This is a genomic window from Streptosporangium sp. NBC_01755 (assembly GCF_035917995.1).
GTDB lineage: Bacteria > Actinomycetota > Actinomycetes > Streptosporangiales > Streptosporangiaceae > Streptosporangium.
The window spans coordinates 4,464,527-4,482,561 of the sequence record NZ_CP109131.1 but is presented as its reverse complement, the minus strand read 5'-3'; the positions used below and the strand labels follow the sequence as shown (position 1 = coordinate 4,482,561).

At 66.7% G+C, this 18,035-nt stretch carries 28 protein-coding genes; 3 read left to right on the top strand and 25 right to left on the bottom strand.

Annotated features, from left to right (window positions below):
- Positions 1 to 383: 383 nt before the first annotated feature.
- The 3 genes from OG884_RS21650 to OG884_RS21640 all read left to right on the top strand — a co-directional run bounded on the left by OG884_RS21650 (position 384) and on the right by OG884_RS21640 (position 3,855).
- The gene (locus tag OG884_RS21650; RefSeq protein WP_326635559.1) at positions 384 to 1,088 is read left to right on the top strand and encodes a CAP domain-containing protein; all 705 of its coding nucleotides are present in this window, start codon (positions 384 to 386) and stop codon (positions 1,086 to 1,088) included.
- Between the two features lie 35 nt (positions 1,089 to 1,123).
- Positions 1,124 to 2,059: a hypothetical protein gene (locus tag OG884_RS21645; protein WP_326635557.1), complete on the top strand. Its 936-nt coding sequence runs from the start codon at positions 1,124 to 1,126 to the stop codon at positions 2,057 to 2,059.
- A gap of 95 nt (positions 2,060 to 2,154) precedes the next feature.
- Positions 2,155 to 3,855: a hypothetical protein gene (locus OG884_RS21640; protein ID WP_326635555.1), complete on the top strand. Its 1,701-nt coding sequence runs from the start codon at positions 2,155 to 2,157 to the stop codon at positions 3,853 to 3,855.
- Here OG884_RS21640 and truA read toward each other — a convergent pair.
- The 25 genes from truA to rplP all read right to left on the bottom strand — a co-directional run bounded on the left by truA (position 3,845) and on the right by rplP (position 18,034).
- Positions 3,845 to 4,726, bottom strand: coding sequence for a tRNA pseudouridine(38-40) synthase TruA (truA, locus tag OG884_RS21635; protein WP_326635553.1), 882 nt, complete (start codon positions 4,724 to 4,726; stop codon positions 3,845 to 3,847). The genes OG884_RS21640 and truA overlap by 11 nt on opposite strands.
- A gap of 89 nt (positions 4,727 to 4,815) precedes the next feature.
- Positions 4,816 to 5,409, bottom strand: a complete 594-nt coding sequence (gene rplQ, locus OG884_RS21630) for a 50S ribosomal protein L17 (protein WP_326635551.1) — start codon at positions 5,407 to 5,409, stop codon at positions 4,816 to 4,818.
- An 89-nt stretch (positions 5,410 to 5,498) separates the two neighbouring features.
- The gene (locus OG884_RS21625) at positions 5,499 to 6,515 is read right to left on the bottom strand and encodes a DNA-directed RNA polymerase subunit alpha (protein WP_089210160.1); all 1,017 of its coding nucleotides are present in this window, start codon (positions 6,513 to 6,515) and stop codon (positions 5,499 to 5,501) included.
- 99 nt (positions 6,516 to 6,614) lie between these two features.
- On the bottom strand, positions 6,615 to 7,241 hold the full coding sequence (rpsD, locus tag OG884_RS21620; RefSeq protein WP_030912875.1) for a 30S ribosomal protein S4: 627 nt from the start codon (positions 7,239 to 7,241) through the stop codon (positions 6,615 to 6,617).
- A 19-nt stretch (positions 7,242 to 7,260) separates the two neighbouring features.
- On the bottom strand, positions 7,261 to 7,665 hold the full coding sequence (gene rpsK / locus OG884_RS21615) for a 30S ribosomal protein S11 (protein WP_012887860.1): 405 nt from the start codon (positions 7,663 to 7,665) through the stop codon (positions 7,261 to 7,263).
- Between the two features lie 45 nt (positions 7,666 to 7,710).
- On the bottom strand, positions 7,711 to 8,091 hold the full coding sequence (rpsM, locus tag OG884_RS21610) for a 30S ribosomal protein S13 (protein ID WP_012887859.1): 381 nt from the start codon (positions 8,089 to 8,091) through the stop codon (positions 7,711 to 7,713).
- A 210-nt stretch (positions 8,092 to 8,301) separates the two neighbouring features.
- Positions 8,302 to 8,415, bottom strand: a complete 114-nt coding sequence (gene rpmJ / locus OG884_RS21605; protein ID WP_003956441.1) for a 50S ribosomal protein L36 — start codon at positions 8,413 to 8,415, stop codon at positions 8,302 to 8,304.
- A gap of 23 nt (positions 8,416 to 8,438) precedes the next feature.
- Entirely contained in the window at positions 8,439 to 8,660 is a 222-nt protein-coding gene (gene infA, locus OG884_RS21600; RefSeq protein ID WP_012887858.1) for a translation initiation factor IF-1, read from the bottom strand.
- 428 nt (positions 8,661 to 9,088) lie between these two features.
- On the bottom strand, positions 9,089 to 9,526 hold the full coding sequence (locus OG884_RS21595; protein ID WP_326635546.1) for a DUF1707 domain-containing protein: 438 nt from the start codon (positions 9,524 to 9,526) through the stop codon (positions 9,089 to 9,091).
- Positions 9,527 to 9,576: 50 nt separating this feature from the next.
- The gene (gene map / locus OG884_RS21590) at positions 9,577 to 10,395 is read right to left on the bottom strand and encodes a type I methionyl aminopeptidase (RefSeq protein ID WP_326635544.1); all 819 of its coding nucleotides are present in this window, start codon (positions 10,393 to 10,395) and stop codon (positions 9,577 to 9,579) included.
- 123 nt (positions 10,396 to 10,518) lie between these two features.
- Positions 10,519 to 11,169, bottom strand: coding sequence for an adenylate kinase (locus OG884_RS21585; RefSeq protein WP_326635542.1), 651 nt, complete (start codon positions 11,167 to 11,169; stop codon positions 10,519 to 10,521).
- The gene (secY, locus tag OG884_RS21580; RefSeq protein ID WP_326635540.1) at positions 11,169 to 12,488 is read right to left on the bottom strand and encodes a preprotein translocase subunit SecY; all 1,320 of its coding nucleotides are present in this window, start codon (positions 12,486 to 12,488) and stop codon (positions 11,169 to 11,171) included. Before secY ends, OG884_RS21585 begins: the two co-directional genes overlap by 1 nt.
- Before the next feature lie 176 nt (positions 12,489 to 12,664).
- The gene (gene rplO / locus OG884_RS21575) at positions 12,665 to 13,120 is read right to left on the bottom strand and encodes a 50S ribosomal protein L15 (RefSeq protein WP_326635539.1); all 456 of its coding nucleotides are present in this window, start codon (positions 13,118 to 13,120) and stop codon (positions 12,665 to 12,667) included.
- A gap of 2 nt (positions 13,121 to 13,122) precedes the next feature.
- Entirely contained in the window at positions 13,123 to 13,305 is a 183-nt protein-coding gene (gene rpmD / locus OG884_RS21570; RefSeq protein ID WP_030912892.1) for a 50S ribosomal protein L30, read from the bottom strand.
- A gap of 3 nt (positions 13,306 to 13,308) precedes the next feature.
- A complete protein-coding gene (rpsE, locus tag OG884_RS21565) occupies positions 13,309 to 13,941 on the bottom strand; it encodes a 30S ribosomal protein S5 (RefSeq protein WP_326635537.1) in 633 nt (210 codons plus the stop codon).
- Between the two features lie 61 nt (positions 13,942 to 14,002).
- On the bottom strand, positions 14,003 to 14,386 hold the full coding sequence (gene rplR, locus OG884_RS21560) for a 50S ribosomal protein L18 (protein ID WP_326635535.1): 384 nt from the start codon (positions 14,384 to 14,386) through the stop codon (positions 14,003 to 14,005).
- 2 nt (positions 14,387 to 14,388) lie between these two features.
- Positions 14,389 to 14,931 carry a 50S ribosomal protein L6 gene (gene rplF, locus OG884_RS21555; protein WP_326635533.1) on the bottom strand — a complete coding sequence of 181 codons (543 nt, stop codon included), beginning with the start codon at positions 14,929 to 14,931 and terminating at the stop codon, positions 14,389 to 14,391.
- Positions 14,932 to 14,948: 17 nt separating this feature from the next.
- A complete protein-coding gene (rpsH, locus tag OG884_RS21550) occupies positions 14,949 to 15,347 on the bottom strand; it encodes a 30S ribosomal protein S8 (RefSeq protein ID WP_030912900.1) in 399 nt (132 codons plus the stop codon).
- A 146-nt stretch (positions 15,348 to 15,493) separates the two neighbouring features.
- Positions 15,494 to 15,679 (bottom strand): type Z 30S ribosomal protein S14, encoded by a 186-nt coding sequence (locus tag OG884_RS21545; RefSeq protein WP_012887844.1) that lies wholly within the window; start codon positions 15,677 to 15,679, stop codon positions 15,494 to 15,496.
- Between the two features lie 2 nt (positions 15,680 to 15,681).
- Complete coding sequence (rplE, locus tag OG884_RS21540; protein ID WP_030912902.1) at positions 15,682 to 16,251, bottom strand: 50S ribosomal protein L5; 570 nt, start codon at positions 16,249 to 16,251, stop codon at positions 15,682 to 15,684.
- Positions 16,251 to 16,547, bottom strand: coding sequence for a 50S ribosomal protein L24 (gene rplX / locus OG884_RS21535; protein WP_063766231.1), 297 nt, complete (start codon positions 16,545 to 16,547; stop codon positions 16,251 to 16,253). The genes rplE and rplX overlap by 1 nt, the downstream gene beginning before the upstream one ends.
- A gap of 8 nt (positions 16,548 to 16,555) precedes the next feature.
- Complete coding sequence (gene rplN, locus OG884_RS21530; RefSeq protein WP_012887841.1) at positions 16,556 to 16,924, bottom strand: 50S ribosomal protein L14; 369 nt, start codon at positions 16,922 to 16,924, stop codon at positions 16,556 to 16,558.
- A 180-nt stretch (positions 16,925 to 17,104) separates the two neighbouring features.
- Positions 17,105 to 17,386, bottom strand: coding sequence for a 30S ribosomal protein S17 (gene rpsQ, locus OG884_RS21525; protein WP_326635528.1), 282 nt, complete (start codon positions 17,384 to 17,386; stop codon positions 17,105 to 17,107).
- A complete protein-coding gene (gene rpmC / locus OG884_RS21520) occupies positions 17,379 to 17,615 on the bottom strand; it encodes a 50S ribosomal protein L29 (protein ID WP_030912909.1) in 237 nt (78 codons plus the stop codon). Before rpmC ends, rpsQ begins: the two co-directional genes overlap by 8 nt.
- Positions 17,615 to 18,034 carry a 50S ribosomal protein L16 gene (gene rplP, locus OG884_RS21515; RefSeq protein ID WP_030912912.1) on the bottom strand — a complete coding sequence of 140 codons (420 nt, stop codon included), beginning with the start codon at positions 18,032 to 18,034 and terminating at the stop codon, positions 17,615 to 17,617. The genes rpmC and rplP overlap by 1 nt, the downstream gene beginning before the upstream one ends.
- Between the last annotated feature and the right edge of the window lies 1 nt (position 18,035).

The window sequence follows — 18,035 nt, the reverse complement described above, 5'->3', positions numbered from 1 at the left end:
TACCGGCGCGGATGAGCGCGAGTCAAAAAGACGTGCCTCTCCGGCGGTGCCCCTGGCATTCTACCCGGGACCCGGCAGTGCCGGGGAACCGCCACACAGGCAGGGGATCAGCCGTGGCCGGCGCTGTGAGACCGAGGTTCCCGGGGAGGCCTAGCCGGAGCCCGGCGGAGAGGGGAGGCCCCACCGGCGTCCACACGGTCGACTCGGAGGTTCCCGGGGAGGTCCTCACCGGAGCCCGGCGGAGAGCGTCGGGCATGGGTCCGTGACGGTTCTAACACTTTCTCACCATTCTCTTCTTACTCACCGCAAACATCTCTATCTTTGACAGCGGTATGTGGCAGCTTCCTCACCCCGGGCATACCCAGCGAGCGCGCCTGCGTCGTATGGGGGTGTTCGTGTGCCTGATGGCGGTTCTGCTGGTCGGCTTCATCATCGGCCGGGGCAGCCGCGAGGAGGAGGCCACCGACCAGATCTACCTGAACAGCCCCGGGTCGACCAGGCCCACGCCCAGCAACGGCGCCCTGGCCGGGCAGGTGGAGCGGGCCCCGCTCACCCGGGTCGCCCGTCCCTCCGCCCTCCCGACCGTCCCGGCGGAGCGGCGTCCGCGCCCCACCCACGACGCCCGCACGACGCCCGGCGGATCCGGCGACGACGGCCCCTCTCGCTATCTCCTCAACGGCGACGGTGACGACGACGCCACCTCCGCCCTCGGCGCGATGGAGCGTGAGGTCGTGAGGCTCATCAACATCGAGCGCAGGCGGGCCGGCTGCGGGCCGCTCAACATCGACAGGAGGCTGACCCTGTCGGCCAGGAGACACTCGGCCGGGATGGCGTCCGCCGGCACCCTCTCCCATACCTCCCCCAACGGCACGTCGCCCTGGGAGCGGATGGATGCCACCGGCTACCGCGACGGCGGCGCGGAGAACATCGGGCGCGGTTACACCTCTGCCGACGAGGCGGTCCGGAGCTGGATGGAGACCAGCGGCCACCGGCGCAACATCCTCAACTGCGAGCTCACCGCCACCGGCGTCGGGGCCGTCCAGGGGCCCGAGGGGCCGTGGTGGACCCAGGACTTCGGATACTCCTGAGCCAACCGGCCCTGATACCGGGCTACGCTCGGCACATGGGTTTTCCCGTGGAGCCGCCGCGCCGCCAGCCTTACCACCGGCCTGACGCGTCGCCGCCCGCACAGGGCCAGCACTGGTTCGACGCCTCGCCGCACAACCGCGCCCCCGAGCCCCCGCCGACGCCGCCCGCCCAACCCCTCCAGCCCTCCCAGCCCTCCCCGCCGCAGGAGCGACCGCGAAAGGAGATGTGGAGCCCTTACGACGAGGGCCCCCGCTCACGCCGCCCGATCTTCATCGCGCTCGGAGCGCTCGCCGCGCTGATCGCCGGAGGCATCGGCCTGGCCGTACTGGCCAACTCCGACCCCGCCCCGCTGCCCGGGACGGCGACTCCCTCGGCCAAGGCCCCTCTCATGCCGCCCGCCAACATCGCGAAAGGCAAGTTCGGCCTCGCCTCCTCCCGCGCGACCGACCCGTACGCACTCACCCTGAACGAGGTGTTCAAGCACAAGAAGGTACGGATCGGCAAGCAGAACTACCTGATGACCACGCGCAGGACGGACAGGAAGTGCGGCAACGCCGTGGTGGGGGAAAAGCTGCAGAAGGCCCTCAGCGCCGCCAAGTGCACACAGCTCCTGCGCGCCAGCTTCCGCGACGCCTCGGGGAAGATCATCGGAACCGTGGGGGTCGCCAACCTCAAGACGTCCGCGGGGGCGACCAAAGTCGTCTCGGCCGGCACGGGCAAGGAGCGGGAGGAGTACATCAAACCGCTTCCAGGTAAGGATAAGGTCACCAAACTTCTTGGAACCGGCGAGGCATTCGTTGGTGAGTGGCGCCACGGGCACTACGTGGTAATGGTCTGGTTCCAGTACAAAGACGGGCACCTGCCGAAGAAGAACGAGGTCAAGCAACTGAACCAGGCCGCCTTCGGAGCGGCGGACGCGACGGTCACCCCCGCACTGGAGTCGCGTTCACTGACCGGAAAACGCCCCTGAGCATGACCCCCATACCACTGCTTTCAGGCATGAATCCGGCAGACGATACAGCCATACCCGCATGACGATCTTCAGCTGTCGCTAGGCTGCCGCGTATGCGTGGCCAGGAATCCGGGTCCGAGCACCAACATGAAGCCGAGGGTTCGGCGGCACCGGCGACGCCGCCGCCGAGTTTCGGCCAGCCCTCGCCCCATGCGCCGCGGGCCCCTGTCACCGACCCTGTCACAGGTGACGAGCAGCCCCACAGCCCTTCCGCGTGGCCGAAGACGGATCCGGGGGCGGCTCAGCCATGGACGGTCCCCGGCGACGACGGAGCCCCCTACGACTGGTACGCCCAGCCTGAGGACGGCCCGCCGCTGTCCACCGCGCCCATCGTGCCGGGAGCACCGCTCTGGCAGCCGCCTCCGGCCTTCACCGCGGCCGCCGCGGGAATGCAGGTCTGGCCATCGTCCGGGCAGGAGACCCCATGGCCCGCCGCGACCGGCGAGCCGGTGTGGACGGACCCCGAGGAGGCGCCCGCCCGCCCGGGAGAACCCGGCGACGTCGCCGTCTGGCCGCCGGACGCCGCCTTCCAGGAGGGCGTCGGCGAGAGCGAGAAAACGGTCAGCGCCCGCACCGCCTCGCCCCCGCAGGCTCCCCTCGCCCACCGGGAGACGCCGCTCCAGGCTCCGGCCCCCGCCCAGGCGGGCCCCCAGGACGGCGACCGGTCCGTGCCGACGGCTCAGCCCCCCGTGCCCGTGCCCGTCGCGCAACCCGTGACAGCCGCGCCGGAGCCGATCTCGCAGCTGCCCCCACCCGCCGCCGAACAGACCGTCCCCGCCCGGACACCTCCCCAGGCGGCCCCCGCCGGCCCGCCCCCGTCCTTCCCCCCCGCGGACCAGGTCACCCCGCCCAGCGGTGTTCCGGCGATCGCCCCGCGGTCCCCGCTTCCCACGTTCCCTCCCCTGCCGGTGGCGTCCTCAGCCGTGAGCGGGCCGCCCGTCCCCCCGAGTGACCCGGCGATGACGCGCGGGGCGTTCACCCCACTCTCCGCGTTCACCCCCGAGCCCCCGCCCGCCCTTCCCCCACCGGCCCGCAGCAGGGCCGGCACGACGCTGCTCGCGGCCGTGGTCGCGGTCGTGATGGTCGGCATCGGCATCGGAGCCTTCTTCGCCTACCAGTCCTTCAGTGCCAAGCAGGAGGCGAACGCGACGGATCCGATCCCCGGTTCGGGAAAGATCGACCCCACCGACGAACTCGACATCACCAGTGAGCCCGAGCCGATCAACACCACGATGCTCAACTCCGAGAGGACCGATCCGGGAAAGATGACGGTGGCCGACACCTTCGTCAAGAAGGTGTCCGTGGCCGGGGCGACGTTCACCCGGGTCAAGACCAACGTCACCGAGCAGTGCCAGAAGGCCGCGACCGGCAGGTTCGCCAGCACCCTGCGCAGCCAGGAGTGCCGCCGGGTGCTGCGGGCGACGTACGTGGACAGCAAGCGCAGATACGCCGTGACCACCGGGATCGCCGTGCTGCCCACCCGCGAGTCCGCGGTCGCCTCCGACCAGGCCAAGAACCTGGAGAGCAACCTCTGGTTCCGTGGCCTGCCCTCGGCCGCCGGCACGGGAGGCGAGCGGGTGCACATCGCGGGCGGCTACGCGGCCGGGATGGTGTGGGGTCGCTACATCGTGTTCAGCTACGCCACCTACAGCGACGGCCACACGCCGACGGCCAAGGAGAAGGCGCTGGGCAAGGTCAGCGGCGCCTTCCGCGACCAGACCGCGAAGGTCGTGGAGCGTCGCGTCACGAACTGAGCGTGCGCACCCGGCGGGTCTCCGCGGCCCGCCGGGCGAGTTCCTCGGCGCCGGGGTAGCGCACCTCCTCAAGACAGAGCCCGTGCGCGGGCGCGACATGCACCCCCGAGTCCCGTACGGCCTGCGCCAGCACCCCTTTCGGCCACTCGACCGCGAGCCTGCCCTCACCGACGGGCAGCAGCGACCCGACGAGCGCCCGGACCATGGAGTGGCAGAAGGCGTCGGCCACGACCGTCGCCACGACGAGCCCGTCCTCGCGGACCCAGTCGAGCCGCTGTAGCTCACGGATCGTGGTCGCACCCTCACGCCTCTTGCAGAACGCGGCGAAGTCGTGCTCACCGAGGAGACCGGCGGCGGCCGCGTTGAGCCTGTCCACGTCCAGGGGCCGGCTGTACCAGACGACCTCCCGACGGCGGAGCGGGTCGACCCCGCCCGGGGCGTCGGAGATCCGGTAGGCGTATCGCCTTGACAGTGCCGAGAACCGCGCGTCAAAGCCTTCAGGAGCCACCGTGGCGAGATGTACACGTATATCCGGGGGGAGGACTCCGGCGAGCCTCCTGCGCATGGCAGAGAGCCTCTCGTCGAGTTTCTCCACCGATCCGGGCTCCTGGCCCGCGGGCGCCCCACGGTGGTTGCGGCCGTCCAGCGCGCCGAGCGCGTCGGCGTCCAGGTCGACATGGGCCACCTGGCCGCGGGCGTGCACACCCGCGTCGGTCCGCCCCGCCACGGTCAGTGCCGGAGGCTCGGGAAGCCGGAGGATCCTGCCGAGCGCCTCCTCGATCTCCCCCTGGACCGTACGCCGTCCCGGCTGCCTGGCCCAGCCGGAGAAATCGGTGCCGTCATAGGCGAGATCCAGCCTCAGCCGTACCACGATGCTCCTCTCGAAAGACTCTCGGAGAACGGAAAGAGCCCGGCATCCCGGTGGAGGGAGTGCCGGGCCCGTTCACGGGGCCTGAAAGATCAGGCGTTGTCCTTCTTGGCCTCGGTCTCCTCGGCGGGAGCCTCGGTCGCCTCAGCGGCCTTCGGCTCCTCGGCGCCCTCGACCTCGGTCTCCTCGACCTCGGTCTCCTCGACCTTGGCCTCCTCGACCTTGGCCTCCTCCACCTTGGCCTCCTCCACCTTGGCCTCCTCCACCTTGGTCTCCTCGACCTTGGCGGCCGGGGCGGCCTTGGCCTGGCCGACGCGAACCGTGTTCAGCGGCTCGGACACCAGCTCGATCACGGCCATCGGGGCGGCGTCGCCCTTGCGAAGCCCGATCTTGGTAATCCGGGTGTAGCCGCCGGGACGCTCGGCGAAGGTCGAGGCGATCTCGGTGAAGAGGTGGTGGACGACGCCCTTGTCCCGGACGACGGTCAGCACCTGGCGACGGTTGTGCATGTCGCCCTTCTTCGCCTTGGTGATCAGCTTCTCCGCCAGCGGGCGCAGACGCTTCGCCTTGGCCTCGGTGGTCTTGATCCGGCCGTGCTGGAACAGCTGGGTGGCGAGGTTCGCCAGGATCAGCCGCTCGTGGGCCGGGCTGCCACCGAGACGGGCACCCTTGGTGGGCCTAGGCATAACGTTCTCCTTGGGAGTAAACCCGCCCCGGCCGTACGAGGTACCGGGGTCGGGCCGGGGAGTCGCTCACGATCCCCGTCACAGAAAAATCAGTACTGCTCGGTCTCGACGTAGGCGCTGTCGTCGTCGTCGTAGCCGCCACCGGCCACCGCGCTCGGGTCGAACCCGGGCGGGGAGTCCTTGAGCGCGAGCGTCATCTCGTGCAGCTTCTGCTTGACCTCTTCGATGGACTTCGCACCGAAATTCCTTATATCGAGGAGGTCCTGCTCGCTGCGCGCCACGAGCTCACCCACGGTGTGGATGCCCTCGCGCTTGAGACAGTTGTAGGAGCGGACCGTGAGGTTCAGCTCCTCGATCGGCAGCGCCAGGTCGGCGGCCAGGGCCGCGTCCGTCGGCGACGGGCCGATGTCGATGCCCTCGGCCTCGACGTTCAGCTCGCGGGCGAGGCCGAACAGCTCGACGAGGGTCTTGCCCGCGGAGGCCACCGCGTCGCGGGGCTTCATGCACGGCTTGGTCTCGACGTCCAGGATCAGACGGTCGAAGTCGGTGCGCTGCTCGACACGGGTCGCCTCGACCTTGTAGGTGACCTTGAGCACCGGGGAGTAGATGGAGTCGATCGGGATGCGACCGATCTCCTGGCCCGGCTGCTTGTTCTGCGCGGCGGAGACGTAACCGCGACCGCGCTCGACGGTCAGCTCCATCTCCAGCTTCGCCTTGCCGTTCAGGGTGGCGATGCGCAGCTCGGGGTTGTGCACCTCGACACCGGCCGGAGGCGCGATGTCGGCGGCGGTGACGTCACCGGGGCCCTGCTTGCGCAGGTACATCACCACCGGCTCGTCGTGCTCGGAGGAGACGACCAGGTCCTTGAGGTTCAGGATGATGTCGGTGACATCCTCCTTGACACCCGGCACGGTGGTGAACTCGTGCAGCACGCCCTCGATGCGGATGCTGGTCACCGCCGCGCCCGGGATGGACGACAGCAGCGTGCGCCGCAGCGAGTTGCCGATGGTGTAGCCGAAACCCGGCTCCAGCGGCTCGATGATGAACTTGGACCGGGTCTCCTCGAGTGACTCCTCGAGGAGGGAGGGACGCTGAGCGATCAGCATGTGAAATCTCCCTTGCATGACGGCGCCCGCTATTTGACGCCGCTCGAACAACAGCATAGGTGCCGTGCGGCAGATCGCCGCACGGCACCTGAGGAGCCGCTACTTGGAGTAGAGCTCGACGATCAACTGCTCCTGGACCTGGGTGTCGATCTGCTGACGGACCGGGAGCTGGTGGACCAGGACGCGCAGCGCGTCCGGGACGACGCCGAGCCACGCCGGGTACGTCTTGTCACCGGCGGTGGCGCGGGCCACCTCGTAGGGCAGGAGGTTGCGCGACTTCTCGCGGACCTCGACGATGTCGTGCTCGCGCACCCGGTACGACGGGATGTCGACCTTCTTGCCGTTCACCAGGATGTGGCCGTGACGGACCTGCTGGCGGGCGGCGTCGCGCGACTCGGCGAAACCGGCGCGATAGACCACGTTGTCGAGACGGCTCTCCAGGATCTGGAGGAGGTTCTCACCGGTCTTGCCGGTCTTGCGGTTGGCTTCCTCGTAGTAGTTGTGGAACTGCTTCTCGAGGACGCCGTAGATGCGGCGGGTCTTCTGCTTCTCACGAAGCTGGAGCTGGTACTCAGACTCCTTGGGACGGCCGCGGCCGTGCTCACCCGGCGGGTAAGGACGGATCTCGATGGGGCACTTCGCGGACTCGCACTTCTTGCCCTTGAGGAAGAGCTTGGTCTTCTCCCTACGGCAGAGCTTGCAGTCCGCACCCGTGTAACGAGCCATTTTCTATCTTCTCCTGGGCTCAGACGCGACGGCGCTTAGGCGGACGGCAGCCGTTGTGCGGCACGGGGGTGACGTCCTGGATGGATCCGACCTCAAGACCCGTCGCCTGCAGCGAGCGGATCGCGGTCTCACGACCGGAGCCGGGGCCCTTGACGAAGACGTCGACCTTGCGCATGCCGTGCTCCATGGCGCGGCGGGCGGCGTTCTCCGCGGCCATCTGCGCGGCGAACGGGGTGGACTTGCGAGAGCCCTTGAACCCGACGTGGCCGGCACTGGCCCAGGAGATCACGTTCCCACTCGGGTCGGTGATCGAAACGATCGTGTTGTTGAACGTGCTCTTGATGTGGGCGTGCCCGTGAGCGACGTTCTTCTTTTCCTTGCGGCGCACCTTCTTCGGTGCACCCTGGCGGCTCTTAGGAGGCATTCTTTGCCTTCACTCCTGAGGTCTTCGGTCCTGCGGCTACGCGGACTACTTCTTACCGGGCTTCTTCTTACCGGCCACGGTCTTCTTCTTGCCCTTACGGGTGCGTGCGTTGGTCTGCGTGCGCTGACCGTGCACGGGAAGGCCACGGCGGTGCCGGATGCCCTGGTAGCACTGAATCTCGATCTTGCGACGGATGTCGGCCTGAACTTCGCGACGGAGGTCACCCTCGATCTTGTAGTTCGCCTCGATGTAGTCGCGCAGCGGGACGAGTTCCTCGTCCGTGAGCTGGTGAACGCGGAGGTCGCCGTTCACACCGGTGGCCTTGAGGGTTTCGAGCGCGCGCGTGCGGCCGATCCCGAAAATGTAGGTGAGAGCGATCTCCAGCCGCTTGTCGCGGGGGAGGTCGACGCCAACCAGGCGAGCCATGGTCGGGCATTCTCCTTCGTTGTGGCGGAGGTCCTACGCCTCACTTCCCCTCCCCATGCCCGGGGTGAGGGCCCCGGCCTCCGACCGGGGGTCTCCTGCGGGGTACGGCGCGAGCCGCCGACGCAGGTGTGAAACGCGATTACCTTGAAAACCCCACATGTGCCGAGCCCTCCTCTTAGGAGCGGACTCTCGTGGGGCCTGTTGGAACGACTAGCCCTGGCGCTGCTTGTGGCGCAGGTTGTCGCAGATCACCATGACGCGACCGTGCCGGCGAATCACCTTGCACTTGTCACAGATCTTCTTGACGCTCGGCTTGACCTTCATAGTCCTATTCGTCCCTCAGACGCTTACTTGTATCGGTAGACGATCCGCCCACGACTGAGGTCGTAGGGGCTCAGTTCGACGACAACCCTGTCGTCAGGAAGGATCCGGATGTAGTGCATCCGCATCCGCCCGCTGATGTGGGCCAGGACCTTATGGCCGTTATCGAGTTGCACCCTGAACATCGCGTTCGGGAGCGACTCAACCACAGTGCCCTCGATCTCGATGGCGCCGTCTTTCTTGGCCATGTCCCTCGCGTTTCACTGATCGGTCGTCTGAGGCTTCGGAACACTAAGCAGCCGCGACCCAGCGCTTCGATGAGAGCGGCGGTTGCGACACCGCCGACGCGCAATGGTCATAGTGAACCGAAGAAGGAGTGTACGGCACCGGGCGAGGAAATGCGAAACACACGGCCGGCACCTTGACACAACCGCTACAAAGGATACCGCAGATCCCTGAAGGGATGGACGGCACGGCTCGACGCGCGAATGCCCGTGGCCTCATTGTGGCATGTCCAGCCTGGTCAGACCAGCACTCCGGCGGCCCGGTCAGGCCGGATCTCCCAGCGGACCGCCCCGGTCGAGGCCATCCGGAGTCCCACCTGAATCCCGAGGCGGCCCACGCCACAGGCCGGCATCCGACGACCCGGTATCCGCCGTGGCCCTTCCCCCACTCCTCAGGACGGCTTCTCGTCCTCCTCCGGCCCGGCGAGGAAGGTCGTCACCAGCAACACCACACCCCACGGGCCCATGATCCACAGCGGCCACGCGTAGGGGAAGTCGAAGCCGTTTGTCACCCCGATGATGAGCCAGATCATCCAGTTGACACCACTGACCGTCGCCCAGACGCCCCAGGCGGCCGCCAGCCCCTTGTTCTGCCCCTTACCCTGCCCGGGCTTCCTGGCCCGCTCAGGGGAGCGGGAGGGGGTCTCTGGAAGCCGGCGCAGGTCGACCTCGGGAAGGTCGGAGGTGAGGACGGCGAGTTCGCCGTAGGTCTTGCTGGTGTAGAGCTGTTCGAGGCGCTCGTCGAACTCCTCGGTGGTCAGGCGCCCCTGCGCGTAGTGCTCCCGCAGGACCGAGGCGACCTTGTCGCGGTCCCCATCGGAAGCTCGCATCTCCGGACCAGCCGCCATATCAACCACATCCGCTCAGCTGCGGGCCTGATCTAGCCCGCGTCTCCCAACAAGTCGGCAAGCCGCTCTTTTCCCCCGTCAAGTGCGGTCAACACCCAAGGTCCATTATGTGTCACGGCGACGCTGTGTTCGAAGTGTGCCGAGGCCTTCCCGTCGATCGTGACCACGGTCCAGTCGTCGGCCAGCACCTTGGTCCTGTCCGTCCCCAGGTTGACCATCGGTTCGATGGCGAAGCACATGCCCGGCTCGAAACGCGGGCCACGACCCGGTTTGCCGTGATTGGCCACCCACGGGTCCATGTGCATCTCGGTGCCGATGCCGTGCCCGCCGTACTCCTGCGGGATGCCGTAGCGCCCCTGGGAGCGGACGTACTTCTCCACCTCGTGGCCGATATCGGACAGGTGGCGGCCCGCGGTGAGCGCGGCGATGCCCCGCCACATCGCCTCCTCGGTGACCCGCATCAGCTCGGTCAGCTTGGGATCCACCTCGCCGATCGGGACCGTGATGGCCGAGTCGCCGTGCCAGCCGTCCAGGATGGCACCGCAGTCGATCGAGATGACATCGCCCTCCCGCAGCGCGCGGCGGTCGTTCGGGATGCCGTGGACCACCTCGTGGTTGACCGACGCGCAGATGGTCGCCGGGAAGCCCTGGTAGCCCTTGAAGGAGGGGATCGCCCCCTCACCCCTGATGGCCTTCTCCGCGATCGCGTCGAGGTCCATGGGCGTCATGCCCGGCTGGACGCTCTCCCGCAGCAACTGCAGGGTACGGCCGACCACCAGGCCCGCCGCCCGCATCTTCTCCAGTTGCTCGGGCGTCTTCATCTGGATTCCGTGTTTGTTCTTCTTGAACACGTGCGCACCCCCTGGGGTGGTTCAACGGGCGGTCCGGAAGCTCAATTCCCCAGATTCTGCCCTAAATGACAGCACGCCACCCATGGCTTCCCATGGATGGCGTGCAAGGCACATATCGCTTCGCTAGCCGATGAAAGGGTTCAGTGCCTCCATAGCGCGCTGAGTGATCTCTTCCACCGGACCGGTGGCATCGACGCCGACCAGGATGCCCTCGTCCGCGTAGAAGGAGACCAGGGGCGCGGTCTGCTCCTGGTAGACCTCCAGGCGGTGCCTGACGGTCTCCTCCTTGTCGTCGTCCCGCTGGTACAGCCGCCCCTGGCAGGCGTCGCAGATGTCGTCCTTCTTGTCATCGAAGTCGACGTGCCAGATACGACCGCACTGGCCACAGGTGCGGCGCCCGGCGAGCCTGCGGACGACCTCCTCGTCGTCGACCACGAGCTCCAGGACGATGTCCAGACCCGCTCCGAACTCGGCGAGGATCTTCTTCAGGATCTCGGCCTGAGGCACGTTCCTGGGGAAGCCGTCGAGCAGGAAACCATCCTGCGCGTCTTTCTCAGCGAGTCGGTCGCGGACCATCGCGATGGTGACCTCATCGGGTACGAGGTCACCGCGGTCCATGTATTCCTTGGCAAGCTTGCCGAGCTCCGTACCGCCCGAGACATTGGCACGGAAGATGTCACCTGTCGAAATCTTCGGGATCGACAGGTTCGACGCAACGAACTGGGCCTGTGTCCCCTTACCCGCTCCGGGGGGCCCGACCAGGACGAGGCGCACTACTTCAGGAAGCCTTCATAGTTGCGCTGCTGTAGCTGGCTTTCGATCTGCTTCACGGTGTCAAGGCCGACACCAACCATGATCAGAATGCTCGTCCCTCCGAACGGGAAGTTCTGACTCGCACCGACGAGCGCCAGCGCGACGATCGGCACCATGGAGATCAGGCCCAGATACAACGCGCCAGGAGCGGTGAGTCGCGTGAGCACATAGTTCAAGTACTCAGCCGTCGGGCGCCCCGGGCGGATGCCCGGGATGAAACCACCGTACTTCTTCATGTTGTCGGCGACTTCAACGGGGTTGAAGGTAATCGACACGTAGAAGTACGTGAAGAACACAATAAGCAGGAAGAAGGTGATCATGTACGTCGGGGTGGTCCCTGCGCCGCCGAACTCCTGCGAGATCCACTGGATGATCTGGTTCGGCTCTTCCTGGCTGTTCGTGAAGAGCGTCGTGATCAGCTGCGGAAGGTAGAGCAGCGAGGAGGCGAAGATGACCGGGATGATGCCGGCCTGGTTGACCTTCAGCGGGATGTAGGTCGACGTCCCGCCGTACATCCGACGGCCGACCATGCGCTTGGCGTACTGCACCGGGATCCGGCGCTGGGCCTGCTCCACCATCACGACCAGGGCGATCATCGCGATACCGACGACGACGACCACGGCGAAGACGAAGCCGCCCTTCTGCCTGGCGATGTTCATCAGCTCGGACGGGAAGACGGCGATGACCTGCGTGAAGATCAGGATGGACATGCCGTTGCCGATGCCCCGGTCGGTGACGAGCTCGCCCAGCCACATGACGACGGCGGTACCGGCGGTCATGGTCAGCACCATCGTGACGATGGCGAAGACGTTGTCCTTGTCGAGGAGGATCTCCTCGCGGCACTGCGGGAACAGCTGACCGCCGCGGGCCAGAGCCACGAAGGCGGTCGACTGCAGGATGGCCAGCCCGACAGTCAGGTAACGCGTGTACTGTGTGATCTTGGTCTGTCCGGCCTGCCCCTCCTTCTTGAGGGCCTCCAGGCGCGGAATGACCACGACGAGCAGCTGGAGAATGATGCTCGCGGTGATGTACGGCATGATGCCGAGGGCGAACACTGAAAGTTTCAGGAGGGCGCCGCCGCTGAACAGCTGCACCATTCCGTAGATGTTGCCCGCGTCCCCCGCCTGCGCCTGGGTGAGACAACGGCTGATGTTCTCGGTATGCACACCCGGAGTCGGCAGGACCGACCCAAGTCGGAACAGCGCGATGATGCCCAAGGTGAAGAGCAACTTCTTACGCAGGTCCGGCGTACGGAACGCTCGGGTAAATGCGGTCAGCACGGTCCCTCCTGCGCGCCTGAAAGGCGAGGTCGGTCAGCGATGGTGCGGGGGTGTTCCATCTTTGCCATATCCAGTCAATGAGCCCAAGGAAATGAGTCGAGGCCCACTGTCCAGCGAACTCTAACGCACTACGGGCGCGGGAGCCCATTACGAGCCCCCGCGCCGCGTGATGACGCCTACAGCTCGGAGACGGAGCCCCCGGCAGCAGCGATCTTCTCCTTGGCACTGGCGGAGAAGGCGTGCGCCTCCACGTTCAACGCCACGGAGATGTCACCGGTTCCCAGAACCTTGACGAGCTGGTTCTTGCGAACCGCACCCTTGGCGATCAGTGCCTCGACGGTGACGTCGCCACCCTCGGGGAACAGCTCGCCAAGCCTGTCAAGGTTGACGACCTGGTAGGTCGTCTTGAACAGGGCGTTGGAGAAGCCCTTGAACTTGGGCAGGCGCCGCTGCAGCGGAACCTGACCACCCTCGAAGCCGAGCGGAACCTTGTTCCTGGCCCTCGTGCCCTTGGTGCCACGACCCGCGGTCTTGCCCTTGGACGCCTCGCCGCGGCCCTTGCGGACCTTCGACTTGTTGGCGCCGGGGGCCGGACGCAGGTGGTGGATGCGGAGCGGAGTGTTCTCTGCCATGTCTAGTCGACCTCTTCCACGGTGACGAGGTGCGTCACCACGGAGACCATGCCGCGGATCTCCGGGCGGTCCTCCTTGACGACGACGTCGCCGATTCGCTTAAGACCGAGCGAGCGCAGCGAGTCACGCTGCTTCTGCTTGCCACCGATCTTCGAGCGGACCTGGGTAATCTTCAGGCGTGCCATGGGCTAGCTCACCGCCTTCGCCGCCGCGGCCTCCGCGAGACCCTCGGCGCGAGCCTTGAGCATCGCCTTGGGGGCGACGTCCTCGAGCGGCAGGCCACGGCGGGCCGCGATCTCCTCGGGGCGGCTGAGGCCCTTCAGAGCGGCCACGGTGGCGTGCACGATGTTGATCGGGTTGTCCGAGCCGAGCGACTTGGACAGCACGTCGTGGATGCCCGCGCACTCCAGCACGGCGCGCACCGGACCACCGGCGATGACACCGGTACCGGGCGACGCCGGACGCAGGAAGACGACGCCGGCGGCCTCTTCGCCCTGCACGATGTGCGGGATGGTGCCCTGGATACGGGGCACCTTGAAGAAGTGCTTCTTGGCCTCTTCGACACCCTTGGCGATCGCCGCGGGCACTTCCTTGGCCTTGCCGTAGCCGACACCGACCATGCCGTTGCCGTCACCGACGATGACGAGGGCGGTGAAGCTGAAGCGACGACCACCCTTCACGACCTTGGCCACTCGGTTGATCTTCACAACGCGCTCGATGTACGAGACGCCCTTGTCAGCGTTGCCACCGCGGCGGTCGTCACGACGACCGTCACGCCGCTCGCCACCGGCGGCGCCACCGCGACGCGGAGCTCCAGCCATTAGTGGTTCCTCTTCTCATTCGTAAGACGGGCCATCGGTTGCGCTCTGGTGAAAGGAGTCATCAGAACTCCAGTCCACCTTCGCGGGCGCTGTCCGCGAGAGCCGCGATGCGGCCCGCGTAGCGGTTGCCACCCCGGTCGAACACGACCGCGGTGATCCCGGCTGCCTTGGCCCGCTGAGCGAGAAGCTCGCCGACCTGCTTGGCCTTGTCGGTCTTGGCGCCCTCGGCCGAGCGCAGGGAGGCGTCCATGGTGGAGGCGCTCACCAGCGTGTGGCCCTGGGCGTCGTCGACGATCTGCACGAAGAGGTGCCTCGTGGAGCGGTTGACGACCAGGCGCGGACGCATGGCCGTGCCGACCACCTTCTTGCGGACTCGGCCGTGGCGGCGGGCCCGCGAGACGGCGCGGGCGGCCGTGTGCTTGCCGAACGCAGTCTTGCCAGCCATGCCTACTTACCAGCCTTTCCGACCTTGCGGCGGATAACTTCACCCTGGTAGCGCACGCCCTTGCCCTTGTACGGGTCGGGCTTGCGCAGCTTGCGGATGTTCGCGGCGATCTCGCCGACCTTCTGCTTGTCGATGCCGTCCACATGGAACAGCGTCGGCTTCTCGACGCGGAAGGTGACACCCTCGGGGGCGTCGACGATCACCGGGTGGCTGAAGCCGAGAGCGAACTCAAGCTGAGTCGGGCTCTTGGCCTGCACGCGGTAACCGACGCCCACGATCTCCAGGGACTTCGAGTACCCCTGGGTCACACCGGTCACCATGTTGGCGACCAGGGTGCGGGACAGACCGTGCAGCGCACGGACCTTGTTCTCGTCGTTGGGGCGGCTGACGGAGAGAGTTCCGTCATCACCCTTGGCGATCGCGATGGGTTCCGCGACCGTAAGCGAAAGCGTGCCCTTGGGGCCCTTGACCGTGACGTCCCGGCCGTCGATGGCGACGTCCACTCCGTTCGGTACGGGGATGGGCAGCCGTCCGATTCTTGACATGCTGTTCGTTCTCCCCTCTACCAAACGAAGGCGAGGACTTCCCCGCCCACTCCACGCTTGCCGGCCTGCTTGTCCGTCATGAGACCGCCGGACGTCGAAATGATCGCGACGCCCAGTCCGCCCAGGACTCGGGGCAGGTTGTCCTTCTTTGCATAGACCCGCAGGCCGGGCTTGGAAACCCGTCGCAGGCCCGCGAGCGACCGCTCACGGCTCGGCCCGAACTTCAGCTCCACCACGAGGTTCTTTCCGACCTTGGCGTCTTCGACGGTCCAGGCCTGGATGTAACCCTCCTGCTGGAGGATCTCGGCGATGTGCGCCTTGATCTTCGAGTACGGCATCGCCACGCTGTCGTGGTACGCCGAGTTCGCGTTTCGCAGACGCGTCAACATGTCTGCGATCGGGTCGGTCATCGTCATGGCCGGTGGCCTTCCTCACCACGGTTTCCACTGGGGACCTTCGGTGCGGTCATGGGCGCCTGTAGTCGGCGCCCGGTGAATACGAACTTCTATGTGTGGCCGGTGCCACGCGCGGACCCGCGATGATCACGGGGCCGCGCGGACGGCTACCAGCTCGACTTGGTGATGCCGGGCAGCTCGCCCCGGTGCGCCATCTCGCGGAAGCAGATGCGGCACAGGCCGAACTTCCGGTAGACGGCGCGGGGACGACCACAGCGCGAGCACCGAGTGTACGCCCGGACCTCGAACTTGGCCTTGCGAGCAGCCTTGACCTTGAGCGACGTCTTCGCCATGATCAGGCCTCCTTGAACGGGAAGCCGAGGTGCTTCAGCAGCGCCCGGCCCTGGTCGTCGGTCTTAGCGGTGGTCACGACCGTGATGTCCATACCACGCTGGCGGTCGACCTTGTCCTGGTCGATCTCGTGGAACATGACCTGCTCGGTGAGACCGAAGGTGTAGTTCCCGTTGCCGTCGAACTGCTTGGGCGACAGGCCGCGGAAGTCACGGATGCGGGGCAGCGCCAGCGAGAGCAGCCGGTCGAGGAACTCCCACATGCGGTCGCCACGGAGCGTGACGTGCGCGCCGATCGGCATGCCCTCGCGCAGCTTGAACTGGGCGATGGACTTGCGGGCGCGGACGACCGCCGGCTTCTGGCCGGTGATCACCGTGAGGTCGCGGACGGCGCCTTCGATGAGCTTCGAGTCACGCGCGGCCTCGCCGACGCCCATGTTCACCTTGATCTTGGTGATGGTGGGCACCAGCATGATGTTCTCGAACCCGAACTGCTCGTTCAGCTTCGCGATGATCTCTTCGCGGTAGCGCTGCTTGAGGCGCGGGAGGGTCCGCTCTTCAGTGTTCGCGGTCATCAGTTGTCCTCACCCGTCTCCTCGGAAGCAGCCTTGGCCGACTCCTTCTTGGCGGGCTTGTCGTCATCCTTGAGCTTCTTGACGTTGCTCACGTGGATGGGAGCCTCCATGGTCTGCACGCCGCCGGTCTTGGCGCCACGCGGACCCTGGTTGGTCTCCTTGGAGTGCTTCTTGACCATGTTGACGCCCTCGACCACCACGCGCTCGTCGCGCGGGTGGGCGGCGATCACCCGGCCCTTGGCACCCTTGTCCTTACCGGCGATGACCAGTACGAGGTCACCCTTTTTCACATGCAGCTTCGGCATTACAACACCTCCGGCGCGAGCGAGATGATCCGCATGAACTTCTTGTCACGCAGCTCACGACCAACGGGACCGAAGATGCGAGTGCCCCGGGGGTCGCCGCTGTCCTTGATGATGACGGCGGCGTTCTCGTCGAAGCGGATGTAGGAGCCGTCGGGCCGGCGGCGCTCCTTGACAGTGCGGACGATGACGGCCTTGACCACATCGCCCTTCTTCACGGTGCCGCCCGGGATGGCGTCCTTGACCGTGGCGACGATGATGTCGCCGATTCCCGCGTAGCGCCGGCCCGAGCCACCGAGCACACGGATGCAAAGGACTTCCTTCGCACCGGTGTTGTCGGCGACCTTGAGCCGCGACTCCTGCTGGATCACTTGTACTCCTGTTTGTCTCGCTGGTTCTCACCCGTGGGTGAGCCTTGCGGAACCTGCTGGGTCTTTGTCCTCCGGCGACAGTCCTTGCGGGACCGCCGGCGCAGGCGGAGCGAAGATCGCTTCGCCCCCTTGGACGCCTTCGTGGGGGGTGACGGTGTCACCCCCCACGAGGCGCGTTAACTACTTGGCCTTCTCGAGGATCTCGATGACCCGCCAGCGCTTGCTGGCGGAGAGCGGCCGGGTCTCCATCAGGAGGACGCGGTCGCCGACACCACAGGTGTTGGCCTCGTCGTGCGCCTTGTACTTGGTCGTCCTGCGGATGACCTTGCCGTACAGGGGGTGCTTGACGCGGTCCTCGACAGCGACCACGACAGTCTTGTCCATCTTGTCGCTGACGACCAGACCCTCACGGGTCTTGCGGTAGTTCCGCGTCTCGGTCGTGGTTTCCGTGGCCTCAGCCATCAATCGACTCCTTCTCTACCGTGACGATTCCGAGCTCCCGCTCGCGCATCACCGTGTAGATACGGGCGATCTCGCGGCGAACGGCACGTAGCCGCCCGTGGCTCTCCAACTGGCCGGTCGCAGCCTGGAAGCGGAGGTTGAACAGCTCCTCCTTGGCTTCCTTCAGCTTCGTGACCAGGGTGTCCTGGTCTTCCACCCGCAGCTCACCGGCGGTCAGGCCCTTAGCCATCACGCCTCACCCACTTCACGCTTGACGAACCGGCACTTCATCGGCAGCTTGTGCATCGCACGCCGCAGGGCTTCGCGAGCCACCGGCTCGGCGACACCCGACAGCTCGAACATGATGCGGCCGGGCTTGACGTTGGCGATCCACCACTCCGGCGAACCCTTACCGGAACCCATACGGGTCTCGGCGGGCTTCTTGGTGAGGGGACGGTCCGGATAGATGTTGATCCAGACCTTTCCGCCACGCTTGATGTGACGGGTCATCGCGATACGAGCCGACTCGATCTGGCGGTTGGTCACGTAGGAGTGCTCAATCGCCTGGATGCCGAACTCGCCGAACACGACCCTGGTGCCGCCCTTGGCGGCGCCGTGGCGGTCGGGCCGGTGCTGCTTACGGTGCTTGACCCTGCGCGGGATCAGCATG

Excerpts from the sequence above, each read along its gene's own strand:
- OG884_RS21650 (WP_326635559.1), top strand. The coding sequence starts at position 384 with ATGGGGGTGTTCGTGTGCCTGATGGCGGTTCTGCTGGTCGGCTTCATC.
- OG884_RS21645 (WP_326635557.1), top strand. The coding sequence starts at position 1,124 with ATGGGTTTTCCCGTGGAGCCGCCGCGCCGCCAGCCTTACCACCGGCCT.
- OG884_RS21640 (WP_326635555.1), top strand. The coding sequence starts at position 2,155 with ATGCGTGGCCAGGAATCCGGGTCCGAGCACCAACATGAAGCCGAGGGT.
- rplQ (WP_326635551.1), bottom strand. The coding sequence starts at position 5,409 with ATGCCTAGGCCCACCAAGGGTGCCCGTCTCGGTGGCAGCCCGGCCCAC.
- OG884_RS21625 (WP_089210160.1), bottom strand. The coding sequence starts at position 6,515 with ATGCTGATCGCTCAGCGTCCCTCCCTCCTCGAGGAGTCACTCGAGGAG.
- rpsD (WP_030912875.1), bottom strand. The coding sequence starts at position 7,241 with ATGGCTCGTTACACGGGTGCGGACTGCAAGCTCTGCCGTAGGGAGAAG.
- rpsK (WP_012887860.1), bottom strand. The coding sequence starts at position 7,665 with ATGCCTCCTAAGAGCCGCCAGGGTGCACCGAAGAAGGTGCGCCGCAAG.
- rpsM (WP_012887859.1), bottom strand. The coding sequence starts at position 8,091 with ATGGCTCGCCTGGTTGGCGTCGACCTCCCCCGCGACAAGCGGCTGGAG.
- rpmJ (WP_003956441.1), bottom strand. The coding sequence starts at position 8,415 with ATGAAGGTCAAGCCGAGCGTCAAGAAGATCTGTGACAAGTGCAAGGTG.
- infA (WP_012887858.1), bottom strand. The coding sequence starts at position 8,660 with ATGGCCAAGAAAGACGGCGCCATCGAGATCGAGGGCACTGTGGTTGAG.
- OG884_RS21595 (WP_326635546.1), bottom strand. The coding sequence starts at position 9,526 with ATGCGAGCTTCCGATGGGGACCGCGACAAGGTCGCCTCGGTCCTGCGG.
- rplO (WP_326635539.1), bottom strand. The coding sequence starts at position 13,120 with ATGGCAGAGAACACTCCGCTCCGCATCCACCACCTGCGTCCGGCCCCC.
- rpmD (WP_030912892.1), bottom strand. The coding sequence starts at position 13,305 with ATGGCACGCCTGAAGATTACCCAGGTCCGCTCGAAGATCGGTGGCAAG.
- rpsE (WP_326635537.1), bottom strand. The coding sequence starts at position 13,941 with ATGGCTGGAGCTCCGCGTCGCGGTGGCGCCGCCGGTGGCGAGCGGCGT.
- rplR (WP_326635535.1), bottom strand. The coding sequence starts at position 14,386 with ATGGCTGGCAAGACTGCGTTCGGCAAGCACACGGCCGCCCGCGCCGTC.
- rplF (WP_326635533.1), bottom strand. The coding sequence starts at position 14,931 with ATGTCAAGAATCGGACGGCTGCCCATCCCCGTACCGAACGGAGTGGAC.
- rpsH (WP_030912900.1), bottom strand. The coding sequence starts at position 15,347 with ATGACGATGACCGACCCGATCGCAGACATGTTGACGCGTCTGCGAAAC.
- OG884_RS21545 (WP_012887844.1), bottom strand. The coding sequence starts at position 15,679 with ATGGCGAAGACGTCGCTCAAGGTCAAGGCTGCTCGCAAGGCCAAGTTC.
- rplE (WP_030912902.1), bottom strand. The coding sequence starts at position 16,251 with ATGACCGCGAACACTGAAGAGCGGACCCTCCCGCGCCTCAAGCAGCGC.
- rpsQ (WP_326635528.1), bottom strand. The coding sequence starts at position 17,386 with ATGGCTGAGGCCACGGAAACCACGACCGAGACGCGGAACTACCGCAAG.
- rpmC (WP_030912909.1), bottom strand. The coding sequence starts at position 17,615 with ATGGCTAAGGGCCTGACCGCCGGTGAGCTGCGGGTGGAAGACCAGGAC.
- rplP (WP_030912912.1), bottom strand. The coding sequence starts at position 18,034 with ATGCTGATCCCGCGCAGGGTCAAGCACCGTAAGCAGCACCGGCCCGAC.